This window comes from Actinoplanes sp. M2I2, assembly GCF_023544445.1.
GTDB lineage: Bacteria > Actinomycetota > Actinomycetes > Mycobacteriales > Micromonosporaceae > Actinoplanes.
Genome location: NZ_JALPVJ010000004.1, coordinates 326,474 through 345,753, shown reverse-complemented (window position 1 = coordinate 345,753; position 19,280 = coordinate 326,474). Strand labels below are relative to the sequence as shown.

Genomic DNA, 19,280 nt, shown 5'->3' with positions numbered 1-19,280 from the left:
TCGAGAACTATCTTGAATCCGGGGGAGGTACCGTGCATCAGCACATGCAGCTGCACCCGGGTGAGGTGCTGCACATCGGCGGTGAGGCCAGCGTGCAGTTCGCGGGCGCCCGGGCGCTGATCTTCCGGCTGATCCGGGTCGACCCGCGCAGCACGTACGACGGCTGGTTGTGGCTCGACGGCTACGTGCTCAGCGCCACCGGTGCCGCGGTGCAGCGCCGCCGGGTCTTCGTCCGCCAGGAGGGCCTCCGCCCGGCCGCCGTCAACGGCCCTGGGTGACCGCGGCCAGCACTTCGGGCATGCGCCGGTCGAGCCAGTCGCCCGCCACTCCCGACCCGATCAGGTAGCCCGCGCAGCCGAACGCCACCCCCACGGGCAGCCCGATCCACAGCCACACGTCGCCCAGCACATACGCCAGGATCTGCAGCGGCACGGTCACGACCAGCGTGCCCAGCATGACCCCGAGCGTGAGCAGGCCCTTGGCCAGTCCGCCACTCGACGACACGGCGAACGGGCTGGTCGACTCGGGCAGCGCGAAGGCCGCGCGCACCGAGACCGGGAGCACCAGCCCCAGACCCACGCCGTAGGTGGCGATCAGCAGACCGAGGTCGCCGGCGATGTGCTCCGGCCGGCTCGCGACCACACCCGTGACGAGCGCGATCAGCACCAGAAGCGGCACCACCAGGACGGCGTGCGCCGCGGCCCGGGAGTGGATCTCGACGCGGCCGGGCACACCGGCGGCGATGTTGGCCGCGTACGCGTTGCCCTCGTACCCGAACTGGTTGGCCAGCGAGATCACCGCGATCACCCCGACGAACGCGGCCACCGGCCCGGCCGAACCGCCACTCAGCGAGATCGAGACCGGGAGGAACAACCCGGCCACCGTGAGCGTGATCAGCGCGGCCCGGCGCCGGGTCTCCCGCCACCAGTACCGGATCTCGCGGGCGACGAGCGCGCCGAACCGGGTGCGGGGCAGCCGCCGGCCGAGCAGCAGCCCGGTCGGCGAGCCGACGTCCCCGGTGGCGCGGGACGAACCCGACGAGACCGACCCGAGCATCGCGCGTTCCAGCGTCGCGCTCCACCACCAGAGCAGCCCCACGACGGTGGCCACCATGATCAGAAGCTTCAGCGGTACGGCCCACAGGCGCCCGTCGGCCACCTCGAGGCCCAGTGAGTAGGGGGCGGCCAGCGGCGTCCAGCCCAGCACCTCGGCGAGCGCCGTGAAGGCGTCCGCGTCGGCGCGCTCGGCCCCCGCGAGCAGCGCCAGCTGCAGCGGGCCGAGCAGGGCGGCGGCCACGGCGAACAGCACCACGGCCAGGTCGCGGGACCGGCGTGACCGCAGACCGGTGGCGAACGCGCTGGTCACCGCCCGGCTCACGGCCACGCAGATGAGCAGGCCACCGAGGATGCCGACCAGCTGGGCCACTGCCGCGCCGCCACCACCCAGCGCGGCCGCCGTGCTCACCATGCCGGCCGTGGCGGCCAGTGTGGACAGAGCCGGCAATCCGGCCAGCGCGGCGGTGAACAGGCCGAGCATCAGCGTGCGGCGGGGCAACGGCAGCAGCGCGAAACGGGCCGGATCGAGCGACTCGTCCACCCCGAAGAACAGCAGCGGCAGCAACAGCCAGCCCACGACCAGCGCGGATCCGCCCAGCTGGAACAGCACACCGGCGGCCCGCGCGTCGTCGACCACGCCGGGGATCGCGAAGAACGCGTAGCCGGTGATCGCGAACAGGCCGGCCAGGACGGCGCCGAGGACGAACAGCGCTGTGCGGGCCGGGCGGCCGCGCAGCCCACCGGCGATCAGGCGCAGCTTGAGCTTGACGAACGGCCAGGGTGAGCTCGGCGGGCGCTGAACGACGGTCAGAGCCACGCGAGCTCCGAGCCCGTGCTGACCCGGCCACCGACCACCTGCACGAACACATCCTCGAGCGAGCGCTCGCCCCGGACCGCGGCGAGCGTGCCGTGCACCCGGAGCACGCCGTCGGAGATGATCGCGACGTGGGAGCAGAGGCGCTCCACGACCTCCATCACGTGACTGGAGAAGATGACCGTGCCCCCGCCGGCCACGTAGCGCTGCAGAATCTCGCGGATGCGGGCGGCCGAGACCGGGTCGACCGCCTCGAACGGCTCGTCGAGCACCAGCAGCCGGGGCGCGTGCAACAGCGCGCAGGCCAGGCCGATCTTCTTGCGCATGCCGGCCGAGTAGTCGACGACCAGGGTGCGGTTGCCGGTGCCGAGCTCGAGCACGTCGAGCAGCTCCCGGGCCCGCTGGTCGACCGTGGCGGCGTCCATGCCCCGCAGCAGGCCGTGATAGGCGAGCAGCTCCGGACCGGTGAGGCGGTCGAAGAGGCGTACGCCGTCGGGGAGCACGCCCAGGCGGGACTTGGCCGCGACCGGATCGGCCCACACGTCGTGCCCCAGAAGGAAGGCCTGACCCGCGTCGGGCCGCAACAGGCCGACGGCCATCGAGAGCGTCGTCGTCTTGCCCGCCCCGTTGGGGCCCAGCAGACCGAAGAACGAGCCGGCCGGCACCTCGAGACCGACCTGGGAGACCGCCAGCTTTGTGTCGAACCGCTTGACCAAGCCCCGCAGCGACATCGCCGCGACCTGTTCACCCTCGCGTGGCGCCGGCACTGTCATGGGTCCGAACCTAACCGCTGGTGGCCACACTGACCAGGGCATTCAGAGGCGCAACGCTTCCGGGGCGTGCAGCCGGAGCATGGTCGCGCCCACGTCGGCCGGGACGCGCCGGCTGGTCAGCAGCGACCCGACGACCATGACCAGGAACGCCAGCGGAACCGTCCAGGCGGCCGGCTGACCCACGGCATCGGCGAGCCACCCGTCGAGCGGCGGCCCGAGCACGGTGATCAGCACGGCCGCCATCGACGCGCCACCGCCGGCCACGACGCCGGCGATCGCCCCCACGTCGGTCAGCCGGCGCCACCAGATGCCCAGCACGAGCAGCGGGCAGAAGCTGGACGCGGCCACCGCGAACGCCAGCCCCACCACCCGCGAGACGTCCATGTTGGAGACATAGAGCGAGAGCAGCACGGGTACGGCCGCGGCCAGCACGGTGGCCAGCCGGAAGTCGCGGATCGAGCCGCTGCGGCCGGCGCGCAGCACGTCGGTGAAGACCACCCCGGCCACGCTGGTCAGCAGGCCGGACGAGGTGGAGAGGAAAGCCGCGAGCGCCCCGGCGGTGACCAGGGCGCCGAGCAGCCGGCCCAGATGGCCGCCGCCCAGCGCGGCCTCGGGCAGCAGCAGGACGACGGCGTCGGTGCGGCCGGTCATCAGCAGTTGCGGGGTGTAGATGCGGCCCAGCACGCCGTAGAGCGTGGGTAACAGATAGAAGGTGCCGACCAGCCCGAGAACGACCAGGGTCGTGCGGCGGGCCGAGGCGCCGTCGGGATTGGTGTAGAAGCGCACCAGCACATGGGGCAGCCCCATCGTGCCCAGGAACGTCGCCAGGATCAGCGAGTACGTCGCGAACAGGGAGCCGTCGCCGCCGGGGAGCAGCCAGTCGGCGTCGAACCGGGCATCCACCGTGCTGACCCGCGGCACCGGGTCGCCGGCGTCAAAGCTGAGCTGCTCACCCTTTTCGACCGGCACGCCGTCGACGGTCGCGTCCTGCTCCATCACCACGGTGGTGGCGACCGAGAAGCTCGTACCGGCCTCGGGGGTGACCGGTGGGCGGCCGTCGGACTGCCACTGGAGGGCCAGGAAGATCACCGGTACGGCCAGCGCGGTCAGCTTCAGCCAGTACTGGAAGGCCTGCACGAAGGTGATCGCGCGCATGCCGCCGAGGGCGACGTTCGCCGTCACCACCGTGCCGACCAGCAGGGCGCCCCAGGCGTACGAGCCGCCGGTGACCGTGGTGAAGGTCAGGCCGGCGCCCTGCAGTTGCGGCACCAGGTAGAGGCAGCCGATGAAGACGACGAAGACGCTGGCCAGGCTGCACAGCAGGGGCGATCCGAGGCGTACCTGGCAGAAGTCGGGCAGCGTGAAGGCGCCCGAGCGGCGCAGCGGGGCGGCCACGAACAGCAGCAGGGCGAGATAGCCGGCGGCGAAACCGACCGGGTACCAGAGCACGTCGACGCCGTACCGCAGGACCAGCCCGGCCACGCCCAGGAACGACGCCGCCGACAGGTATTCGCCGCTGATCGCCGCGGCGTTCCAGGCCGGGCTCACCGAGCGCGACGCGACCAGGAAATCCGAGGTGGTGCGGGCGAATCGCAGGCCGTACAGGCCGATGCCGACGGTCACCAGGATGACGACGACCAGGCCCGGGACGAGATAGGGGTTCACTGCTCGGGCCTGCGGATCAGAGCGGTGAAGTCCTGCTCGTTGCGTTCCGCCCAGCGCACATAGGCCCAGCCCACCCCGATCAGGAACGGGAACGACAGCAGGCCCAGCAGCAGCCAGGGCAGGTAGACGCCGAAGACCTTCACGCCGCCGACGCCCGGAGCCACCGCGAAGAGCAACGGCAGGGCGCCCAGGCCGGTCACGACGACCAGCGCGAGCCGCAGCGCGAGCGCGAGCTGGGCGCGCACCAGACCCCGGACCAGCGCCTCACCGACCGGCGTCTGCTCCGCCAGGTCGGCCCGGGCCCGGTCGGCCGGGCGCCTGCGGGCCGCCGCCTCGCCCAGCACCACCCGGGTACGCCCGGCCGTCCCGCCGGCGGCGGGGCTCGGCTGGATCGGGTCGTCGTCGGCGGCCATTCCGGGAGTCTGACCGCCGACGACCAGATGTCAACCCTGACCATTCCCTAGTCACATCGCCACGCCCTAGTCACATCGCCACGCCCTAGTCACATCGCCACGTCTTAGTCACATCGCCACGCCTGACCGTTCGATTGCCCGTTGAGGACGGCGCGTGCCCGCTCGCGGCCGAGGTTCCAGGCTCGCCAGTCGGCCGGCGTCCGCTCGAGCTCGAGGTTGATCCGGCCCAGCACGCACGAGCGCTGGGCCGGGGGCAGGCCGGTCAGGGCGGGCACGGCATCGGGCGAGAGGTTGCCCAGATAGGTCAGGTCGATGGGCTGGTTGCGCGGTTGCAGGTTGCGCTCGGCGATCAGGCCGTCGGGGTTGGCCACGGCCAGGCCGATCAGCGCCAGGACCCCGGCGGCGATCGCCACCCGGGGCAGCCACGGCGCCCGCAGGTTGCGCCCGGCCGCCAGGATCAGCAACAACACCAGGACGAACCACAACTCGCAGCAGAAGACCAGCAGGCGCAGCCGGGTCAGGCCGTACTCGTCGGTGTAGAGGTCGATGCGGTGCAGGGCGGTCGCGGCGATCACCAGGGTGAGCACGGTCAGGGTGCCCAGGATGACCCGGATCAGCAGCCGGTCGGCCGGCTCCTCGCGAGGCGCCCAGCGGGCCGCCCCGGCCAGCACCACCAGGGTCAGGCCGACGACGAAGCTGAGTTGCCAGAAACCCTGCCGGGCCTCGTCGGCGAACGCGCGGACGGGCTCGTCACCGCGGAGCAGACCGGCCGCCTGCACGCTGACGAAGGCGGCGAACAGCAGCACCAGCAGGCCGAGCGGGACAGCCCACTCCCAGCGGTGGACCTTGCGGCCCTTGGTCCCGTCCAGTGTGGAGAGGTTGGGTGGCGCCGACCGGAGGTAGGCCGCGGAACCGACCACCAGCACGCCCATCCCGCCCACGAAGACCCAGCGGAAGACGGTGTCGACACCCAGATCCGGTACGAGATGTTCGAGCGCGGCAGCGAAGCGGAGATCGGCCGAGGCGAGCAGCGCCCCGAACGCGGTGAGCAGGACGACCGAGACGGCCGCGGTGGCCGCGACCCGGACACCGGCGCCGCCCGCCGGCCGGCCGGCCCGCTTCAGCCCACGGGTCAGCCACGGCACCGAACGGAAGGCGGCGGTGAACGGCATCGTGTACCCGGCCAGGATGCTGCGGATCGAACGGCCGCCGGCCAGGGCGAGCGCGCCGGTCAGCGTGGCCACCAGCAGGCAGAGCACGAACAGCCAGCCGGCCGAGCGGAACGTGCCGACGGCGATCAGCACGACCGTCGCCCCGCCCCAGGCGACCCGCTCCGGTCCCGGCCGGTATCGGGGCCGGACCACCAGCGGCGGCGGGCCGCCGGTCGTGGGCACCGGTCCCGCCGCGATCACCGCGAGCAGGCCGGCCAGCGCGGTGATCAGCCAGCCCACGCCGGGCCGGTCGAGCGGCAGGCTGAGCGCGGCCGTCGCGGCGGCCCCCGCGACCGCCGCGACGGTCAGGGCGGTCGCCGGCCGCACCGGGCCGGGCCAGTGCCGCGCCCAGGGGGCGGTCGACGGCCACGGACCGTGCAGGGTGGGCAGGGGGCGCGGCTCGGTGACGTTCTTCGGTGGCGGTGCGATGGACACGGGACCTCCGGAGGGCAGGGTCGAGCGGGCACAGTGGGGTGGGCAGGGTTGAGCGGGCACGGTCGAGCGGGCCGCGTCGGTCGCGGCCTGTTGGACGTACGGGTGTCAGGCTCGGGTCAGCGGCAAGGTGACGTGGATCAGGCAGCCCCGGTGCTCGGGGTCGACCGCGGCGATCGTGCCCTTGTGGAGTTGCACGACCCACCGGGCGATGGCGAGACCCAGACCGGTGCCGCCGCCACCGGGCCGCTCGCCGCGGGTGAACCGCTCGAACACGCGGTGACGCTCGGCCGGCGGGATGCCCTCGCCCTCGTCGGAGACGGCGATGAGCAGGTGGCCGTCGCGACGTTCGGCGCGCACCTCCACCGTGCCGCCGGGCGGGCTGTGCCGGGCGGCGTTGTCGAGCAGGTTGGCGAAGACCTGGTGCAGCCGCTCCCGATCGCCGGTGATGACGACGTGCGGGCAGGCGACCTTGTACCGGACGTCGCGCCCCGACCCGGCCGAGTTCACCTCGGCCTCGCGGACGACGTCGTCCAGGAAGGACAGCACCTCGATCGGGCGCCGGATCAGCGGCGCGACGCCGGCGTCGATGCGCGAGAGGTCGAGCAGCTCGGTGACCAGGCGACCGAGGCGTTCGGTCTGGGCCAGCGCGGTCTGCATCATCGCCGGTTCGGCGGCGGCCACACCGTCGACGATGTTTTCCAGCAGGCCCTGCAGCGCGGTGATCGGCGTCCGCAACTCGTGCGAGACGTTGGCGATCAGCTCACGCCGCTGCCGGTCCGCCGCGGCCAGGTCGCCGGCCATCTGGTTGAACGCGACCGCCAGCTCGCCCACCTCGTCGGCCGAGGTGGCGCGGACCCGGCGGGTGTAGTCGCCCTGAGCCATGTCCCGGGCCGCCGCGGTCATCTCCCGCAGCGGCGAGGTCATGCCCCGGGCCAGGAACTGGACGATCGTCACCCCGATGACCGTGGCGGTGACCCCGGTCCAGAACGGGAACCAGCCCAGCCACAGATAGAACCAGACCAGCCCGCTGCCCCCACCGGCCAGCAGCACCATGATGATCTTCATCTTGATCGAGCGCACCGGATCGAGCGGCCGGGGCAGCCAGGCGAGCGCCCGGGCGACGCGCTCCCTCATCGCTCGACCTCCAGGGCATAGCCGACGCCGTGCACCGTACGGATCAGGTCGGCCCCCAGCTTGCGGCGAAGTCCCTTGATGTGGCTGTCGACCGTCCGGGTGCCGGAGGCGTCGGCCCAGCCCCAGACGTCGGCCAGCAGACGTTCGCGCGGCAGGACCGTCCGCGGGTGGGCGGCCAGGTGGACGAGAAGGTCGAACTCGGTCGGCGTGAGCTGCGCCTCGACCCCCGCCCGCAGCACCCGGCGCTCGGCCTGGTTGATCTCGAGGTCGCCGAACCGCAGCGTCGGCGGCCCGCTCGGCACCACCGCGACCTTGGCCGCGCGGCGCAGCAGGGCGTGGACGCGGGCGGCCAGCTCCCGCATCGAGAACGGCTTGACCATGTAGTCGTCGGCCCCGACGGCGAGCCCGATGAGCAGGTCGGTCTCGTCGTCGCGGGCGGTGAGCATGAGGATCGGAACCGGCCGCTCGGCCTGCAGACGCCGGCACACCTCGAGCCCGTCGAACCCGGGCAACATCACGTCGAGCACGATCGCGTCCGGCGGCGTCCGCCGGGCCGCGTCGACCGCCGCCGGCCCGTCCCCCGCGACCTCGACCGTGAACCCCTCGGCCCGCAGCCGGGCCGCCACCGCCTCAGCGATGGTCCGCTCATCCTCGACGACAAGAACGCGCCGCTCCGTCTCCACGCCCCACCTCCCCGCCCACCGATCCAACCCCGCGCCGTCAACCGAGGCCGGTGACCCCCCGTGGCTCACCGACCTCGTGAACGGCAGCCTATTGATCGTCCGTGCAGCCCCGGCGCTGACTTTGTGAACGACCTGTGGAGATCGCAAAGGCGCAGCACCTAGGTCGGGTCCTCGCCGGCGAGCCAGAGCGACTCCACCCGTCCATCACGGTGGACCACCCAGATACCACCGCATTCGATCGGGTCGCAGATCCGGTGGATGGCGGGCGTCGGCTCGCCGAAGACGTCAGCCAGGGTATGGACGTGTTCCCCCACACCGCGAAGTGCCGTCACGACACGTCGGCCGATACTTCGATCGGCTAGGAACTCACGCCGCACGCCGGGCCATGACTCGAAGTACCGTCTCGACCTCGAAGATGGTGAGCCCGTACTCGTCGGCGATGTCGCCCACCGACTCGCCTCCGCCGTAGAACAGATCAGCCACCGCCTCGACCGGGACCTTGCTTCCAGCGAAGACCGGCTGACCGAATCCGAATCGTGGGTCGATGATGACGTCGGCACTCTCGTAGGGCCGTAGCGTGATCCGTTCGGCGTATCCGTCGTCGGCGTACGAGACAAACTTGATGACCGCCTCGACGACCTGGCGGAATGCTTGTTGTCCGTCGCGCGCACGGACCCACTCGGGAGCGACGTCGGACGCGGCGTTGTAGAGCAGTTCGCCGCCGTCCGTGGCGATGGTCTTGGTTGCGAGCACGTACTCCTCGCCGGTCATCGCGCGGAGACGCTGGACGCCCGCTCGGATCTGGGGCATCGACAGCCCGGTGTTGCGCAACTCGCGCAAGATCTGTGCCTCTGCCATCGCGATGAACGGCAGGCGGGGTCCGTGCGGCGTCGGAGCCGCCACGGAATGCATGACCGGGCGGTTATCGCTGCCCGAGATCCACTCCTTGATCGTGGTCGCCGGGATGCCCAGATGCACTGCGGCGGCCTGAGCGGTGAAAACGGGCGCGAGGAAGCGGTGATCTCGCTTTACGCCCTTCGCCATCAACGCACGGTAGCGGTTGAGGCTCGTGATGTGCGTCGGCATTTCACCGCCTCCCACTTCCGTCGGTCCTGTCTTCGAGGTTGCGGGCAGAGCTTATTGCGGTAGGAGCAGAGGAGAGCTGCCTGTGGATAACTCTGTGGAAAAGGCTGTGAGCCTGTGGACAACTGTGTGGACGAGGGGTGCGGTCACCTGGTCCAGTCGTGTTTGGCTGCTCTGATCAGGCGGTCTTTGAGCTCTCGGGTGTGACGGCGGCTCACCGGGAGCTCGATGCCGTCCACCGAGACCACGTAGCCCGAGCCGGTCAGGCGCAGCTCGGCGATCAGGCGGATCTGCACGAGGTAGGAGCGGTGGATGCGGACGAAGCCGGCGTCGGCCCAGCGTTCGGCCAGCGTGGCCAGCGAGACGCGGACCAGGTGGGACGCGTCCGAGGTGTGCAGGCGGGCGTAGTCGCCCTGGGCCTCCACCCAGCGCACCGACGAGCGGGGCAGCATGCGGGTCGTGCCGGCCAGCTCGACCGGGATGGTGGGTTCGTCGGACGGCGCGGCGGGAGCGACCGCGGGGACGGGGCGGCTGCCGGCGACCCGGCGCAGCGACTCGCCCAGGCGCTCGGCCCGCACCGGCTTGCGGACGTAGTCGGTGACGCCCAGGTCGAACGCGTCCACGGCCCCGTCGTCGTACGCGGTCACGAAGACGATGGCCGGCGGGCGGGCGAAGCGCCGCAGGATGCGGGCCAGCTCCATGCCGTCGAGGCCGGGCATGCGGATGTCGAGGAAGACCGCGTCGACCTCGGTGTCGCGCAGCACCCGCAGCGCCTCGGTGGCGTCGCCCGCCCGGTGCACGTGGGCCACCCGGCCGTCCGCGTTGAGCAGGTAGGCCAGCTCGTCCAGGGCGGGTGGCTCGTCGTCCACGGCCAGCACGACCAGGCTCACGCTCTCACTCCCGGGTGGAATTTCGGCACGCGCATGCTCACTTTCGTCCCGGCTCCGGGCGCCGTCTCGACGACCAGGCCGAAGTGGTCGCCGAAGACCGAGCGCAGGCGCTCGTCCACATTCGCCAGGCCCACGTGCTGCCCGTCGTCCGTCTCGGCCATCCCGGCGGCGAACACGGCCGGATCCATGCCGACCCCGTCGTCCTCGACCGTGATGTGGCACTCGGCGCCGGCGTCCCGCGCTTCGATGCTCACCATACCGACGCCCGGCTTGCGGGAGAGCCCGTGCCGGACGGCGTTCTCGACCAGCGGCTGCAGGCAGAGGAAGGGCAGGCCGACCGGCAGCACCTCGGGGGCGATCTGCAGGCGTACCTGGAGACGGTCGCCGAACCGGGCCCGCTCGATGGTGAGATAGCGGTCGATCGAGCGCAGCTCCTCGGCGAGCGTGGTGAAGTCGCCGTGGGCGCGGAACGAGTACCGGGTGAACTCGGCGAACTCGAGGATCAGCTCGCGGGCCCGTTCGGGGTCGGTCCGGACGAACGACGCGATCGCCGTGAGCGCGTTGTAGATGAAGTGCGGGCTGATCTGTGCCCGCAACGCGCGTACCTCGGCCCGGGCCAGCCGTTCGCGCGACGAGTCGAGCTCGGCCAGGGCCAGCTGGGAGCCGGCCCAGCGGGCGGTCTCGAGGGTGGCCTGGACGAGGCCGGGGGCGGGGTGGTCGTCGGCCACCGCGACCAGAGCGGCGGTGGCCCGCCCGGCCGGACCGGTCAGCGGGGCCACCACGGCGCCGCGGACGACACAGTCGACCTGGTCGCAGGGCAGATCGGACGAGGTCAGGACGATCGAGCGGTGGGTCTGGAGCGCCCGGGTGGCCGCGGCGGCGAACTGCTCGCTGTGGTGGCTGCCCCGGCCGTCGAAGGCCAGGCAGCGGTCCGCGTCGGCGATCGTCAGCCCGGCCGCGCCGACCAGGGTGCGCAGGTGCCGCGCGGCCTTGCCGGCGGTGCTCGGGCTGAGCCCGGCCCGCAGCGGATCGGCGGCCAGCGCGGCGGTGTGCAGCACGTCGTAGGTGGCTCGTTGCATGGCGGTCGCGATGCCGCGGCGGGCCCGCAGGCGCACGACGGCCACGACCGCGGCGGCCAGCGCGGCCAGGACCGCGACGACCGCCAGAACGCTGCCCACCTGTCCCGCCACGCAGCGATAGTGGCCGTTGCCGGGGCCGCCGTCCAGCCGTCATACCGTATTGACAGGGTGCCAACTGGGATTACCGGCCGGTAACGAGCCGATCAAAGATTGACGCAAATCGATACCTGGCTCGCCCACACCCCAGGGAGCGCCCCCATGTCCGTCTCCGTCACCGTCCTCCGAATCCGGTCCGGTCTCGCCGCCGTCGCCGCGGCCGTCACGCTCGTGGCGGCCTCCCCGGCCGCCCCGGCCCTCGCCGCCAACCCGTACGAGCGAGGCCCCGCCCCCACCACGAGCAGCATCGAAGCGTCCCGCGGCTCATTCGCGATCACGCAGGCCACCGTCGCCCGCTCGGCCGTCAGCGGTTTCGGCGGCGGCACGATCTACTACCCCACCAGCACGACGGCGGGGACGTTCGGCGCGATCGCCGTCTCCCCCGGCTTCACCGCCTCGCAGTCCAGCGTCGCCTGGCTGGGCCCGCGCATCGCGTCGCAGGGCTTCGTGGTGATCACCATCGACACGCTGAGCACCCTGGACCAGCCGGCCTCCCGGGGGACCCAGTTGCTCGCCGCGCTCGACTACCTGACCCGGACGAGCAGCGTCCGCACCCGCATCGACGCCACCCGGCTGGGCGTCATGGGCCACTCGATGGGCGGCGGCGGCAGCCTGTCGGCTTCGGTCAGCCGGCCGTCCCTGCAGGCCGCCATCCCGCTGACCCCGTGGCACGGCACCAAGAGCTGGTCGTCCGACCGTGTGCCGACCCTGGTCATCGGGGCCGAGAGCGACACGGTGGCGCCGGTGTCGTCGCACTCCGAGCCGTTCTACACCAGTCTGCCGAGCACCCTCGACAAGGCGTACCTCGAGCTCAACAACGCCTCGCACTCGGCGCCCACCTCGACCAACGTGACGGTGGCGAAATACAGCATCAGCTGGCTCAAGCGCTTCATCGACAACGACACCCGGTACGAGCAGTTCCTGTGCCCGAGGCCGTCCGGCTCGGCGATCCAGGAATACCGCGACACCTGCCCGCACTCCTGACCCCGGCCGGGCGGCACCCGCGCCGGCGGCTCACTCGCCGGCGCGGGGCTGCTCAAGGTCTGGCTAGTAGGCGCCCTTGCGCTTGAGGACGACCCAGATGGTGCGCCACAGGATGCTCAGGTCGTAGGTCAACGACCAGTTGTCCACGTAGTAGAGGTCGAGCCGCACAGCCTCGTCCCAGGACAGATCCGAGCGACCCGACACCTGCCACAACCCGGTGATGCCGGGGCGGACCAGCAGCCGGCGCCGGACGTCGCCCAGGTAGTCGCCGTCGTCGGCCGGCAGCGGACGCGGCCCGACCAGCGACATCTCGCCCTTCAGCACGTTGAGCAGCTGGGGGAGCTCGTCGAGCGAGGTGGCCCGCAGCTTGGCGCCGAACGAGAAGATCCGCGGGTCGTTCTTCATCTTGAAGAGCATGCCGTCGGACTCGTTGAGCTCCTCCAGCGTGCGCTTGCGCTCCTCGGCGTCCTGGTACATCGTGCGGAACTTCCACACGCGGAACGTGCGGCCCTCGTGCCCGACGCGGGGCTGGCGGAAGAAGACCGGGCCGGGGTCGGACAGGCGGATGCCGATCGCGATGGCCACCAGGATCGGGCTGATCAGCAACAGGCCGAGGGCGGCGGCGACCCGGTCGATCAGGTTCTTCACCAGCCAGCCGGGACCGGAGAGCGTGGGCTCCTCGACGTGCAGCAGCGGCAGGCCCTCGATCGGGCGGATGTGCACGCGGGGGCCGGCGATGTCGGTGAGCTGGGGGGCGACGACCAGGTCGACGCCGGTGCCCTCGAGCTGCCAGGCCAGGCGGCGCAGCTCGCCGGGCTCGGCGCTGGCCGAACCGCAGACCGCGATCGTGTCGGCGCCGACCTCCCGCACGAGGGACAGCACGTCACGGGCCGCGTAGACCGGAACGGGCGTCTCGATGCCCCGGGCCGCCGCGTAGCCGTCGGTCAGGTGGATGGCCACCGGAATCAGGCCGGCGGCGGGGCTGCGGGTGACCGCGGTGTAGACCTCGAGCGCCTCGGGCAGGGTGCCGACCAGCACCATGCGGTGGGCGCCGTGGCCGGTCTTGCGCCGGGTGAAGTGCAGCACCTGGCGGGCCAGGACGCGGCCGGTGAGCAGGAAGAGCAGCGCGCTCAGCGAGACCAGGGCGACCGTGCCACGGGAGAGGCCGGTCTTGGTGGCGAACGCGAGCAGGGACACGCAGGCCACCACGGTGACCGAGGTCCGCACTATGCGTTTGAACTCTTCGCTGCCCAGGCCCAGATAGCGCCGGTCGTAGGTGCCGTTGGCCCAGAGCAGGATGAGCCAGCCGACCGGCAGCACGAAGTAGGCGAAGAAGACGAACAGCGCCTCGTTGTGCAGGAAGCCGAGGCTCTTGCCGGCGAAGCCCGACCGGGATTTCTCCAGCAGGGCCGCGACGAGCTGGCTCGCCGCGACGACCGAGATGAGATCCAGGACCAGCAGGGCCATGGTGTACGGGCGGTGCCAGCGCGAGACCCGCTTGTGCTGCCTGTTCCAGGCCGATCGCGGTACGCCGTTGCTCGGTGGCGGCTGCTGCTGCCACTCGAAGCTGTCGTACGGCAAAGGTTTGCTCCGGCTGCTTTCGGTAACCGGGCGATGCAGGCTAGAGGTCACCTCGCCTACGTCCTCCCGCATCCGGAAAAGATTACGCACCGCCACGGGACCGAGGGACGACCGCGTCGCGGAAACGTGGGACCGGGCCACTATACCGATGGATCGGGTGGAAAGAAGCGGACGTTGTGCGCGCTTTACCAACCGTGACCCACGGTGACCGGAACGCCGCTATCGGATCAACTTGGACAGGCGTCGATCGGCCAGCGGCTTGCCCCCGGTCTGGCACGTCGCGCAGTACTGAAGGCTCTTGTCGGCGAACGAGACCTCGCGCACCGTGTCGCCGCAGACCGGGCAGGGCAGGCCGGTGCGCGCGTGGACCCGCAGGCCGGCCCGCTTCTCGCCCTTGAGCTCGGCCGCCTTCTGACCCACCGACCGGGCGACGGCGTCGGTCTCGACCTGGCGCATCGCGGCGTAAAGGGTGTCGATCTGCTCCTCGGTCAGCTTCCCGGTGATCGCGAACGGCGAGAGCTTGGCCACGTGCAGGATCTCGTCGGAGTACGCGTTGCCGATGCCGGCCAGCACCTCCTGGTCGACCAGCACGCCCTTGACCTGCCCGTTGCGGCTCTTGATCCGGTCGGCGAACTCGTCGCGGGACAGGGCCAGCGCGTCCGGGCCGAGCCGCGACACGCCGGGCACCGTGGCCGGGTCACGGACCAGATAGGCAGCCAGCGACTTCTGGGTGCCGGCCTCGGTGAGGTCGAACCCGGAGCCGTCGTCGAGCCGGACCCGGATCGCGATCGGCCCGCTGCCCGGCTTGAGCGGGGCGGGCGACTTGAACGCGTCGCGGTAGTGCAGCCAGCCGGCCCGGGCCAGGTGGACCACCAGGTGGAGGTCGTCGCCGATGCCGACGTCGAGGAACTTGCCGTGGCGCCCGGCCGAGGTGATCGGCAGGCCGGCGACGGCGGTGGGCGGCGGGTCGAAGGTCTTCAGCGCGCTGAACGAGGACACCTCGAAGCGCTCGACGGTGTGGCCGACCGCACGCTCGCGCAGGTAGGCGGCGAGCGCCTCGACCTCGGGAAGTTCGGGCACGCTGTCAACGGTAGCGTTTCCCGGTGTGAAGAGCGTGAAGGTTGTCGTTGCGCACAACCGGTACCGGGAAGCGATCCCGTCCGGCGAGAACGTCATCGTGGACACCGAGATCGCTCAGCTGCGCGCGGCCGGGGTCGGGGTGCTGCCGTTCCAGCGCAGCTCCGACTCGATCGGCGACCTGCCGGCGGCCGAGAAGGCGCTGCTGCCGCTCTCCCCGATCTACGGCCGGGCGGCCCAGCGCGACCTGTCCCAGCTGCTCGAGGCCGAGCGCCCGGACGTGCTGCATCTGCACAACCCGTACCCGTTGCTCTCGCCCTGGGTGGTGCGGACAGCGCACGCGCACGGTGTGCCGGTGGTCCAGACCGTGCACAACTACCGCCAGGTGTGCTCGTCCGGCCTCTATTTCCGCGACGGGCACAACTGCCAGGACTGCCGGGGCAAGCTGATCGGCTGGCCGGCCGTGCGGCACCGCTGCTACCGCGGCTCGGCGGCGCAGAGCGCGCTGATGGCCACCACGCTGGCCGTGCACCGGCCCACCTGGCGGTCGGTCGACCGGTTCATCGCGCTCACCGACGGCATCGCCGCGCATCTGCGCGACTACGGCATCCCGGACGAGCGGATCGTGGTGAAGCCGAACGGCCTGCCCGACCCGGGTGAGTCGGCGCCCCTGGGCGAGGGCTTCCTGTACGGCGCCCGGCTCTCGCCCGAGAAGGGTCTCGGTCTGCTGCTCGACGCCTGGCGGCAGCACCCGGACGGGTCGCTGGGCCCGCTGCGGATCGCCGGCGACGGCGAGTTGCGCCCGCTGGCCGAGGCCGCCGCCGCCGAGCGCTCCGACGTGCACTACCTGGGCGTGCTCGACCGGGAGGGGATGCGCGAGGCCCGCGACGCGGCGGCCGTGGTGATCGCCGTGCCGACCTGGAACGACGTGCTGCCCACGGTGATCCTGGAGGCGATGGCCTCGGGCCGACCGGTGCTCGGCACGGCGGTCGGCGGCATCCCCTATCTGGTCGGCGGCGAGGCCGGCTGGGTCGTCGAGCCGGACCCGTCCGCGCTGGCCGCCGCCCTGCCGATCGCCCGGGCCGAGGCGGCCGTCCTGGCCCCGGCCGCCCGAGCCCGCTACCTGCGGCACTTCCACCCCGACGTGCTGACCCCGCGGCTCATCGAGATCTACACGACTCTCACAGCCAATTCTGATCACTCGATCAGGTAGATCTTGTGATCTCCGGGGAACGCTCGGCTGGTGAGCATTCCCCGCAGAAATCTCCTGATCGGCGTGGGCGGCGCTGTCGTGACCGGCCTGGCCGGCGGCGGCATCGGCTACGCGGTCGGTCGTGACGACGGCCCGGCCGGGCCAGCGACCGACAACGCCGCCGCCCCGGCCGGCGACCCGAAATACCGTTCCCGGCCCGACCTGCGCACGCTGCCCGACGTCACGATCACCACGGCGGCCAACGGAACCGTGGCCGGCTCGGTCTTTCTGACCCCGGCCTCGGGCACGGGGTTGTGGGGCCCGCTGATCGTCGACGAGAAGGGCTCGCCGGTCTGGTTCCGCAAGGTGCCCGACCCGGCGACCGTGGCGATCGACCTCAAGGCGCAGACCTACCGCGGCAAGCCGGTCCTGACCTGGTGGGAGGGGACCATCGGGGGCACCGGCGGGCAGGGCGTCGGCCAGGGCGAGTTCGTGATCGCCGACCAGTCGTACCGGGAGATCACCCGGGTCCGCGCGGCCGGCACCGAGCAGGCCGACCAGCACGATCTGGTGATCACGCCGCGGAACACCGCGCTCTTCTGGGTGTACGACCCGATCCCGTACGACCTGAGCCCGGTCGGCGGTCCGGCCGACGGCGTGCTGCACGACGGCGTCATCCAGGAGATCGACATCGCGACCGGGCGCAAGGTCTTCGAGTGGCGGGCGAGCGACCACGTGGGGCTCGACGAGTCGTACGCGCCGCTGCCCGAGGGCGAGTCGGCCCACCTTCCGTACGACTACTTCCACGCGAACTCGGTCGGGCTGGCTGCCGACGGCGCCATCATCGCGTCCGCCCGGCACACCTGGACCGCATACAAGATCGACCGCGGGAGCGGCGACATCGTCTGGCGGATCGGCGGCAAGAAGTCGGACCTCCAGGTCGACGAGCGGACGAAGTTCTCCTGGCAGCACGACTTCCGGCAGCGGCGGGACGGCTCGTACGGCCTCTTCGACAACGGCGCCGGGGTGACCAAGGAACGAGACCACTCCCGCGGCCTGGTGTTCAGGGTGGACGAGGCGGCGAGAAGGACGACCTTCGTCGCGGAGTATCTGCACCCCGAGCGGCTGTCGGCGCCCACCCAGGGCAGCTTCCGCGAGCTGGCCGACGGCGGTTCGTTCGTCGGCTGGGGGCAGATGCCGCACTTCACCGAGCACAACGCCGACGGATCGGTGCGGCTGGCCGGGCATCTGCCGCTCGACAACCAGTCCTACCGCGCCTACAAGGCCGAGTGGGCGGGCGCGCCGGCCGACCAGCCCGCGCTCGGGTTGCGGATCGACGGCGGCAACGTGATCGTCTCGGCCAGCTGGAACGGCGCGACGAGGGTGACCAAGTGGCGGGCGCGCTGGGGCACGCAGCCGGGGGCGCTGCAGGCCGGCACGGTCGAGGAGCCGCGATCCGGGTTCGAGACGACGCTGACGATCTCCGGGACTCCCGAGTACGTGGTGGCTGAGGCGCTCGACGCGAGCGGAAAGGTCCTGGGCGCGACGTCGGCGGTCCCGGTGCGTGTCTGAGGTCACCGTTGACAGATGTGGCTAATTCTATTAGCTTTTAGCTAACGTAATTAGCTAAGCCTGGAGGCAGACATGACCGAGTTCCTCTCCGTCGACGGTGGCACCCTCGCGTACGAGGTGACGGGCACCGGACCGCTCGTCGTGCTGGCCCACGGCATGGGCGACAGCCGCGAGTCCTACCGCTTCGTCGTGCCGCAGCTGGTCGCGGCCGGATATCGGGTGGCCGCGACCGACCTGCGCGGCGCCGGCGAGTCGAGCGCCGTGTGGCCGTCGTACAGCCGCACCGACATAGCCGGTGACCTGATCGCCCTGGTGCGGCACCTCGGAGGCCCGGCCGTGCTGGTGGGGCAGTCGATCTCGGGCGGCGCGGCCACCATCGCCGCCGCGCAGGCGCCCGAGCTGATCGCGGCCATCGTCGAGCTGGCCCCGTTCACCCGCAACCAGGCCATCAAGCTGGGTGACCTGCGGAAGAAGACCTATCGCACCGGCACGATCCGGCTGCTGATGATGGTCGTCCTGGGCAGCGTGAAATGGTGGCACCGATACCTCGACGCCGCGTTCCCCGGTCGCAAGCCGGCCGACTGGAACGACCAGCTGCGCCGCAACGCCGCCATGCTGGGCGAACCGGGACGGATGAAGGCCCTGCAGCGCATGGGTCAGGCGGCGCCCGGCGACGCGGGGGCGCAGCTGGGCAACGTGCGCCGCCCGGCCCTGATCGTCGAGGGCTCGCTCGACCCGGACTGGGCCGACCCGCGGGCCGAGGGGGAGGCGATCGTGGCCGCGATGCCGGCCGGGATGGCTCAGCTCGAGGTGATCGAGGGGGCGGGCCACTACCCGCACACCCAGTACCCCGACGAGACCGTCGCGGTGCTGCTGCCCTTCCTCAAGGCGAACGCTCGTGCCTAGGGCCGGGCTCGACCCGGCGGTGATCACCGCAGCCGCCGCCGGGCTCGCGGACGAGGTCGGGCCGGCCAACGTGACCATGGGTCTGGTGGCCGAGCGGCTCGGGGTGCGCGCGCCCTCGCTCTACAAGCACATCGCCGGGCAGGCCGACCTCAACCGCCGGATCGCCGTGCTGGTCGTGACCGAGATGGGCGACGCGCTGCGGGACGCGTTGCAGGGACGAGCCGGGCGTGACGCGCTCGAGGCGGCCGCCCGTACCCTGCGCGCCTACGTCGTCGAGCATCCCGGACGGTATGCCTCCACCCTGCCGCTCAACCCCGAGGGGCCGGACGATCCGGTCGCCGTCGCGGGCGGCCGGGTGCTCGACTCGCTCGCGGCCGTGCTGAGCGGGTACGACATCGACCCGGCCGACACCGTGCACGCGATGCGGCTGCTGCGCAGCCTGTTCCACGGCTTCGCCGCGATCGAGGCGGCCGGCGGCTTCGAGATGGACACCGACGTCGACCGCAGTTTCGACTGGATGATCGACTTCATCGACCGCGGCCTGAGGAAGTAGGCCGCGACCAGAAGCGGGCCGCCG

Annotated in this window: 18 protein-coding genes; 6 read left to right on the top strand and 12 right to left on the bottom strand. The window is 71.8% G+C overall.

The window, feature by feature from the left end; all coding sequences use genetic code 11:
• The first annotated feature begins 32 nt into the window (after positions 1-32).
• Positions 33-278, top strand: a complete 246-nt coding sequence (locus tag HJC40_RS09565) for a hypothetical protein (protein WP_250000426.1) — start codon at positions 33-35, stop codon at positions 276-278.
• Here the strand turns inward: HJC40_RS09565 and HJC40_RS09560 are convergent.
• The 10 genes from HJC40_RS09560 to HJC40_RS09515 form a co-directional block, all read right to left on the bottom strand.
• Entirely contained in the window at positions 262-1,872 is a 1,611-nt protein-coding gene (locus HJC40_RS09560) for an ABC transporter permease (protein WP_250000424.1), read from the bottom strand. The genes HJC40_RS09565 and HJC40_RS09560 overlap by 17 nt on opposite strands.
• Entirely contained in the window at positions 1,863-2,642 is a 780-nt protein-coding gene (locus HJC40_RS09555) for an ABC transporter ATP-binding protein (protein ID WP_250000422.1), read from the bottom strand. The genes HJC40_RS09560 and HJC40_RS09555 overlap by 10 nt, the downstream gene beginning before the upstream one ends.
• Positions 2,643-2,684: 42 nt before the next feature.
• Entirely contained in the window at positions 2,685-4,307 is a 1,623-nt protein-coding gene (locus tag HJC40_RS09550; RefSeq protein ID WP_250000420.1) for a cation acetate symporter, read from the bottom strand.
• On the bottom strand, positions 4,304-4,720 hold the full coding sequence (locus HJC40_RS09545; protein WP_250000418.1) for a DUF485 domain-containing protein: 417 nt from the start codon (positions 4,718-4,720) through the stop codon (positions 4,304-4,306). The genes HJC40_RS09550 and HJC40_RS09545 overlap by 4 nt, the downstream gene beginning before the upstream one ends.
• Positions 4,721-4,824: 104 nt before the next feature.
• The gene (locus HJC40_RS09540; protein WP_250000416.1) at positions 4,825-6,366 is read right to left on the bottom strand and encodes a DUF4173 domain-containing protein; all 1,542 of its coding nucleotides are present in this window, start codon (positions 6,364-6,366) and stop codon (positions 4,825-4,827) included.
• A 105-nt stretch (positions 6,367-6,471) separates the two neighbouring features.
• The gene (locus HJC40_RS09535; RefSeq protein WP_250000414.1) at positions 6,472-7,500 is read right to left on the bottom strand and encodes a HAMP domain-containing sensor histidine kinase; all 1,029 of its coding nucleotides are present in this window, start codon (positions 7,498-7,500) and stop codon (positions 6,472-6,474) included.
• Positions 7,497-8,183, bottom strand: a complete 687-nt coding sequence (locus HJC40_RS09530) for a response regulator transcription factor (protein WP_250000412.1) — start codon at positions 8,181-8,183, stop codon at positions 7,497-7,499. Before HJC40_RS09530 ends, HJC40_RS09535 begins: the two co-directional genes overlap by 4 nt.
• A 366-nt stretch (positions 8,184-8,549) precedes the next feature.
• Entirely contained in the window at positions 8,550-9,269 is a 720-nt protein-coding gene (locus tag HJC40_RS09525) for a DUF433 domain-containing protein (protein ID WP_250000410.1), read from the bottom strand.
• A gap of 143 nt (positions 9,270-9,412) precedes the next feature.
• Positions 9,413-10,156, bottom strand: coding sequence for a LytTR family DNA-binding domain-containing protein (locus HJC40_RS09520; protein ID WP_250000408.1), 744 nt, complete (start codon positions 10,154-10,156; stop codon positions 9,413-9,415).
• The gene (locus HJC40_RS09515; RefSeq protein WP_250000406.1) at positions 10,153-11,346 is read right to left on the bottom strand and encodes a sensor histidine kinase; all 1,194 of its coding nucleotides are present in this window, start codon (positions 11,344-11,346) and stop codon (positions 10,153-10,155) included. The genes HJC40_RS09520 and HJC40_RS09515 overlap by 4 nt, the downstream gene beginning before the upstream one ends.
• Before the next feature lie 147 nt (positions 11,347-11,493).
• Between HJC40_RS09515 and HJC40_RS09510 the strand changes: the two genes are divergently transcribed.
• Complete coding sequence (locus HJC40_RS09510) at positions 11,494-12,375, top strand: alpha/beta hydrolase (RefSeq protein ID WP_250000404.1); 882 nt, start codon at positions 11,494-11,496, stop codon at positions 12,373-12,375.
• 63 nt (positions 12,376-12,438) lie between these two features.
• On the opposite strand, the gene HJC40_RS09505 is transcribed toward HJC40_RS09510, so the two are convergent.
• Complete coding sequence (locus tag HJC40_RS09505; protein WP_250000402.1) at positions 12,439-14,028, bottom strand: sugar transferase; 1,590 nt, start codon at positions 14,026-14,028, stop codon at positions 12,439-12,441.
• A gap of 147 nt (positions 14,029-14,175) precedes the next feature.
• Positions 14,176-15,036: a DNA-formamidopyrimidine glycosylase family protein gene (locus HJC40_RS09500; RefSeq protein WP_250000400.1), complete on the bottom strand. Its 861-nt coding sequence runs from the start codon at positions 15,034-15,036 to the stop codon at positions 14,176-14,178.
• 34 nt (positions 15,037-15,070) lie between these two features.
• Between HJC40_RS09500 and HJC40_RS09495 the strand changes: the two genes are divergently transcribed.
• The 4 genes from HJC40_RS09495 to HJC40_RS09480 all read left to right on the top strand — a co-directional run bounded on the left by HJC40_RS09495 (position 15,071) and on the right by HJC40_RS09480 (position 19,256).
• Positions 15,071-16,246: a glycosyltransferase family 4 protein gene (locus HJC40_RS09495; protein WP_250000398.1), complete on the top strand. Its 1,176-nt coding sequence runs from the start codon at positions 15,071-15,073 to the stop codon at positions 16,244-16,246.
• Positions 16,247-16,276: 30 nt separating this feature from the next.
• Entirely contained in the window at positions 16,277-17,797 is a 1,521-nt protein-coding gene (locus HJC40_RS09490; protein WP_250000396.1) for an arylsulfotransferase family protein, read from the top strand.
• A gap of 72 nt (positions 17,798-17,869) precedes the next feature.
• On the top strand, positions 17,870-18,703 hold the full coding sequence (locus HJC40_RS09485; protein WP_250000393.1) for an alpha/beta fold hydrolase: 834 nt from the start codon (positions 17,870-17,872) through the stop codon (positions 18,701-18,703).
• Positions 18,696-19,256 carry a TetR/AcrR family transcriptional regulator gene (locus tag HJC40_RS09480; protein ID WP_250000391.1) on the top strand — a complete coding sequence of 187 codons (561 nt, stop codon included), beginning with the start codon at positions 18,696-18,698 and terminating at the stop codon, positions 19,254-19,256. Before HJC40_RS09485 ends, HJC40_RS09480 begins: the two co-directional genes overlap by 8 nt.
• The last annotated feature ends 24 nt before the right edge of the window (positions 19,257-19,280 follow it).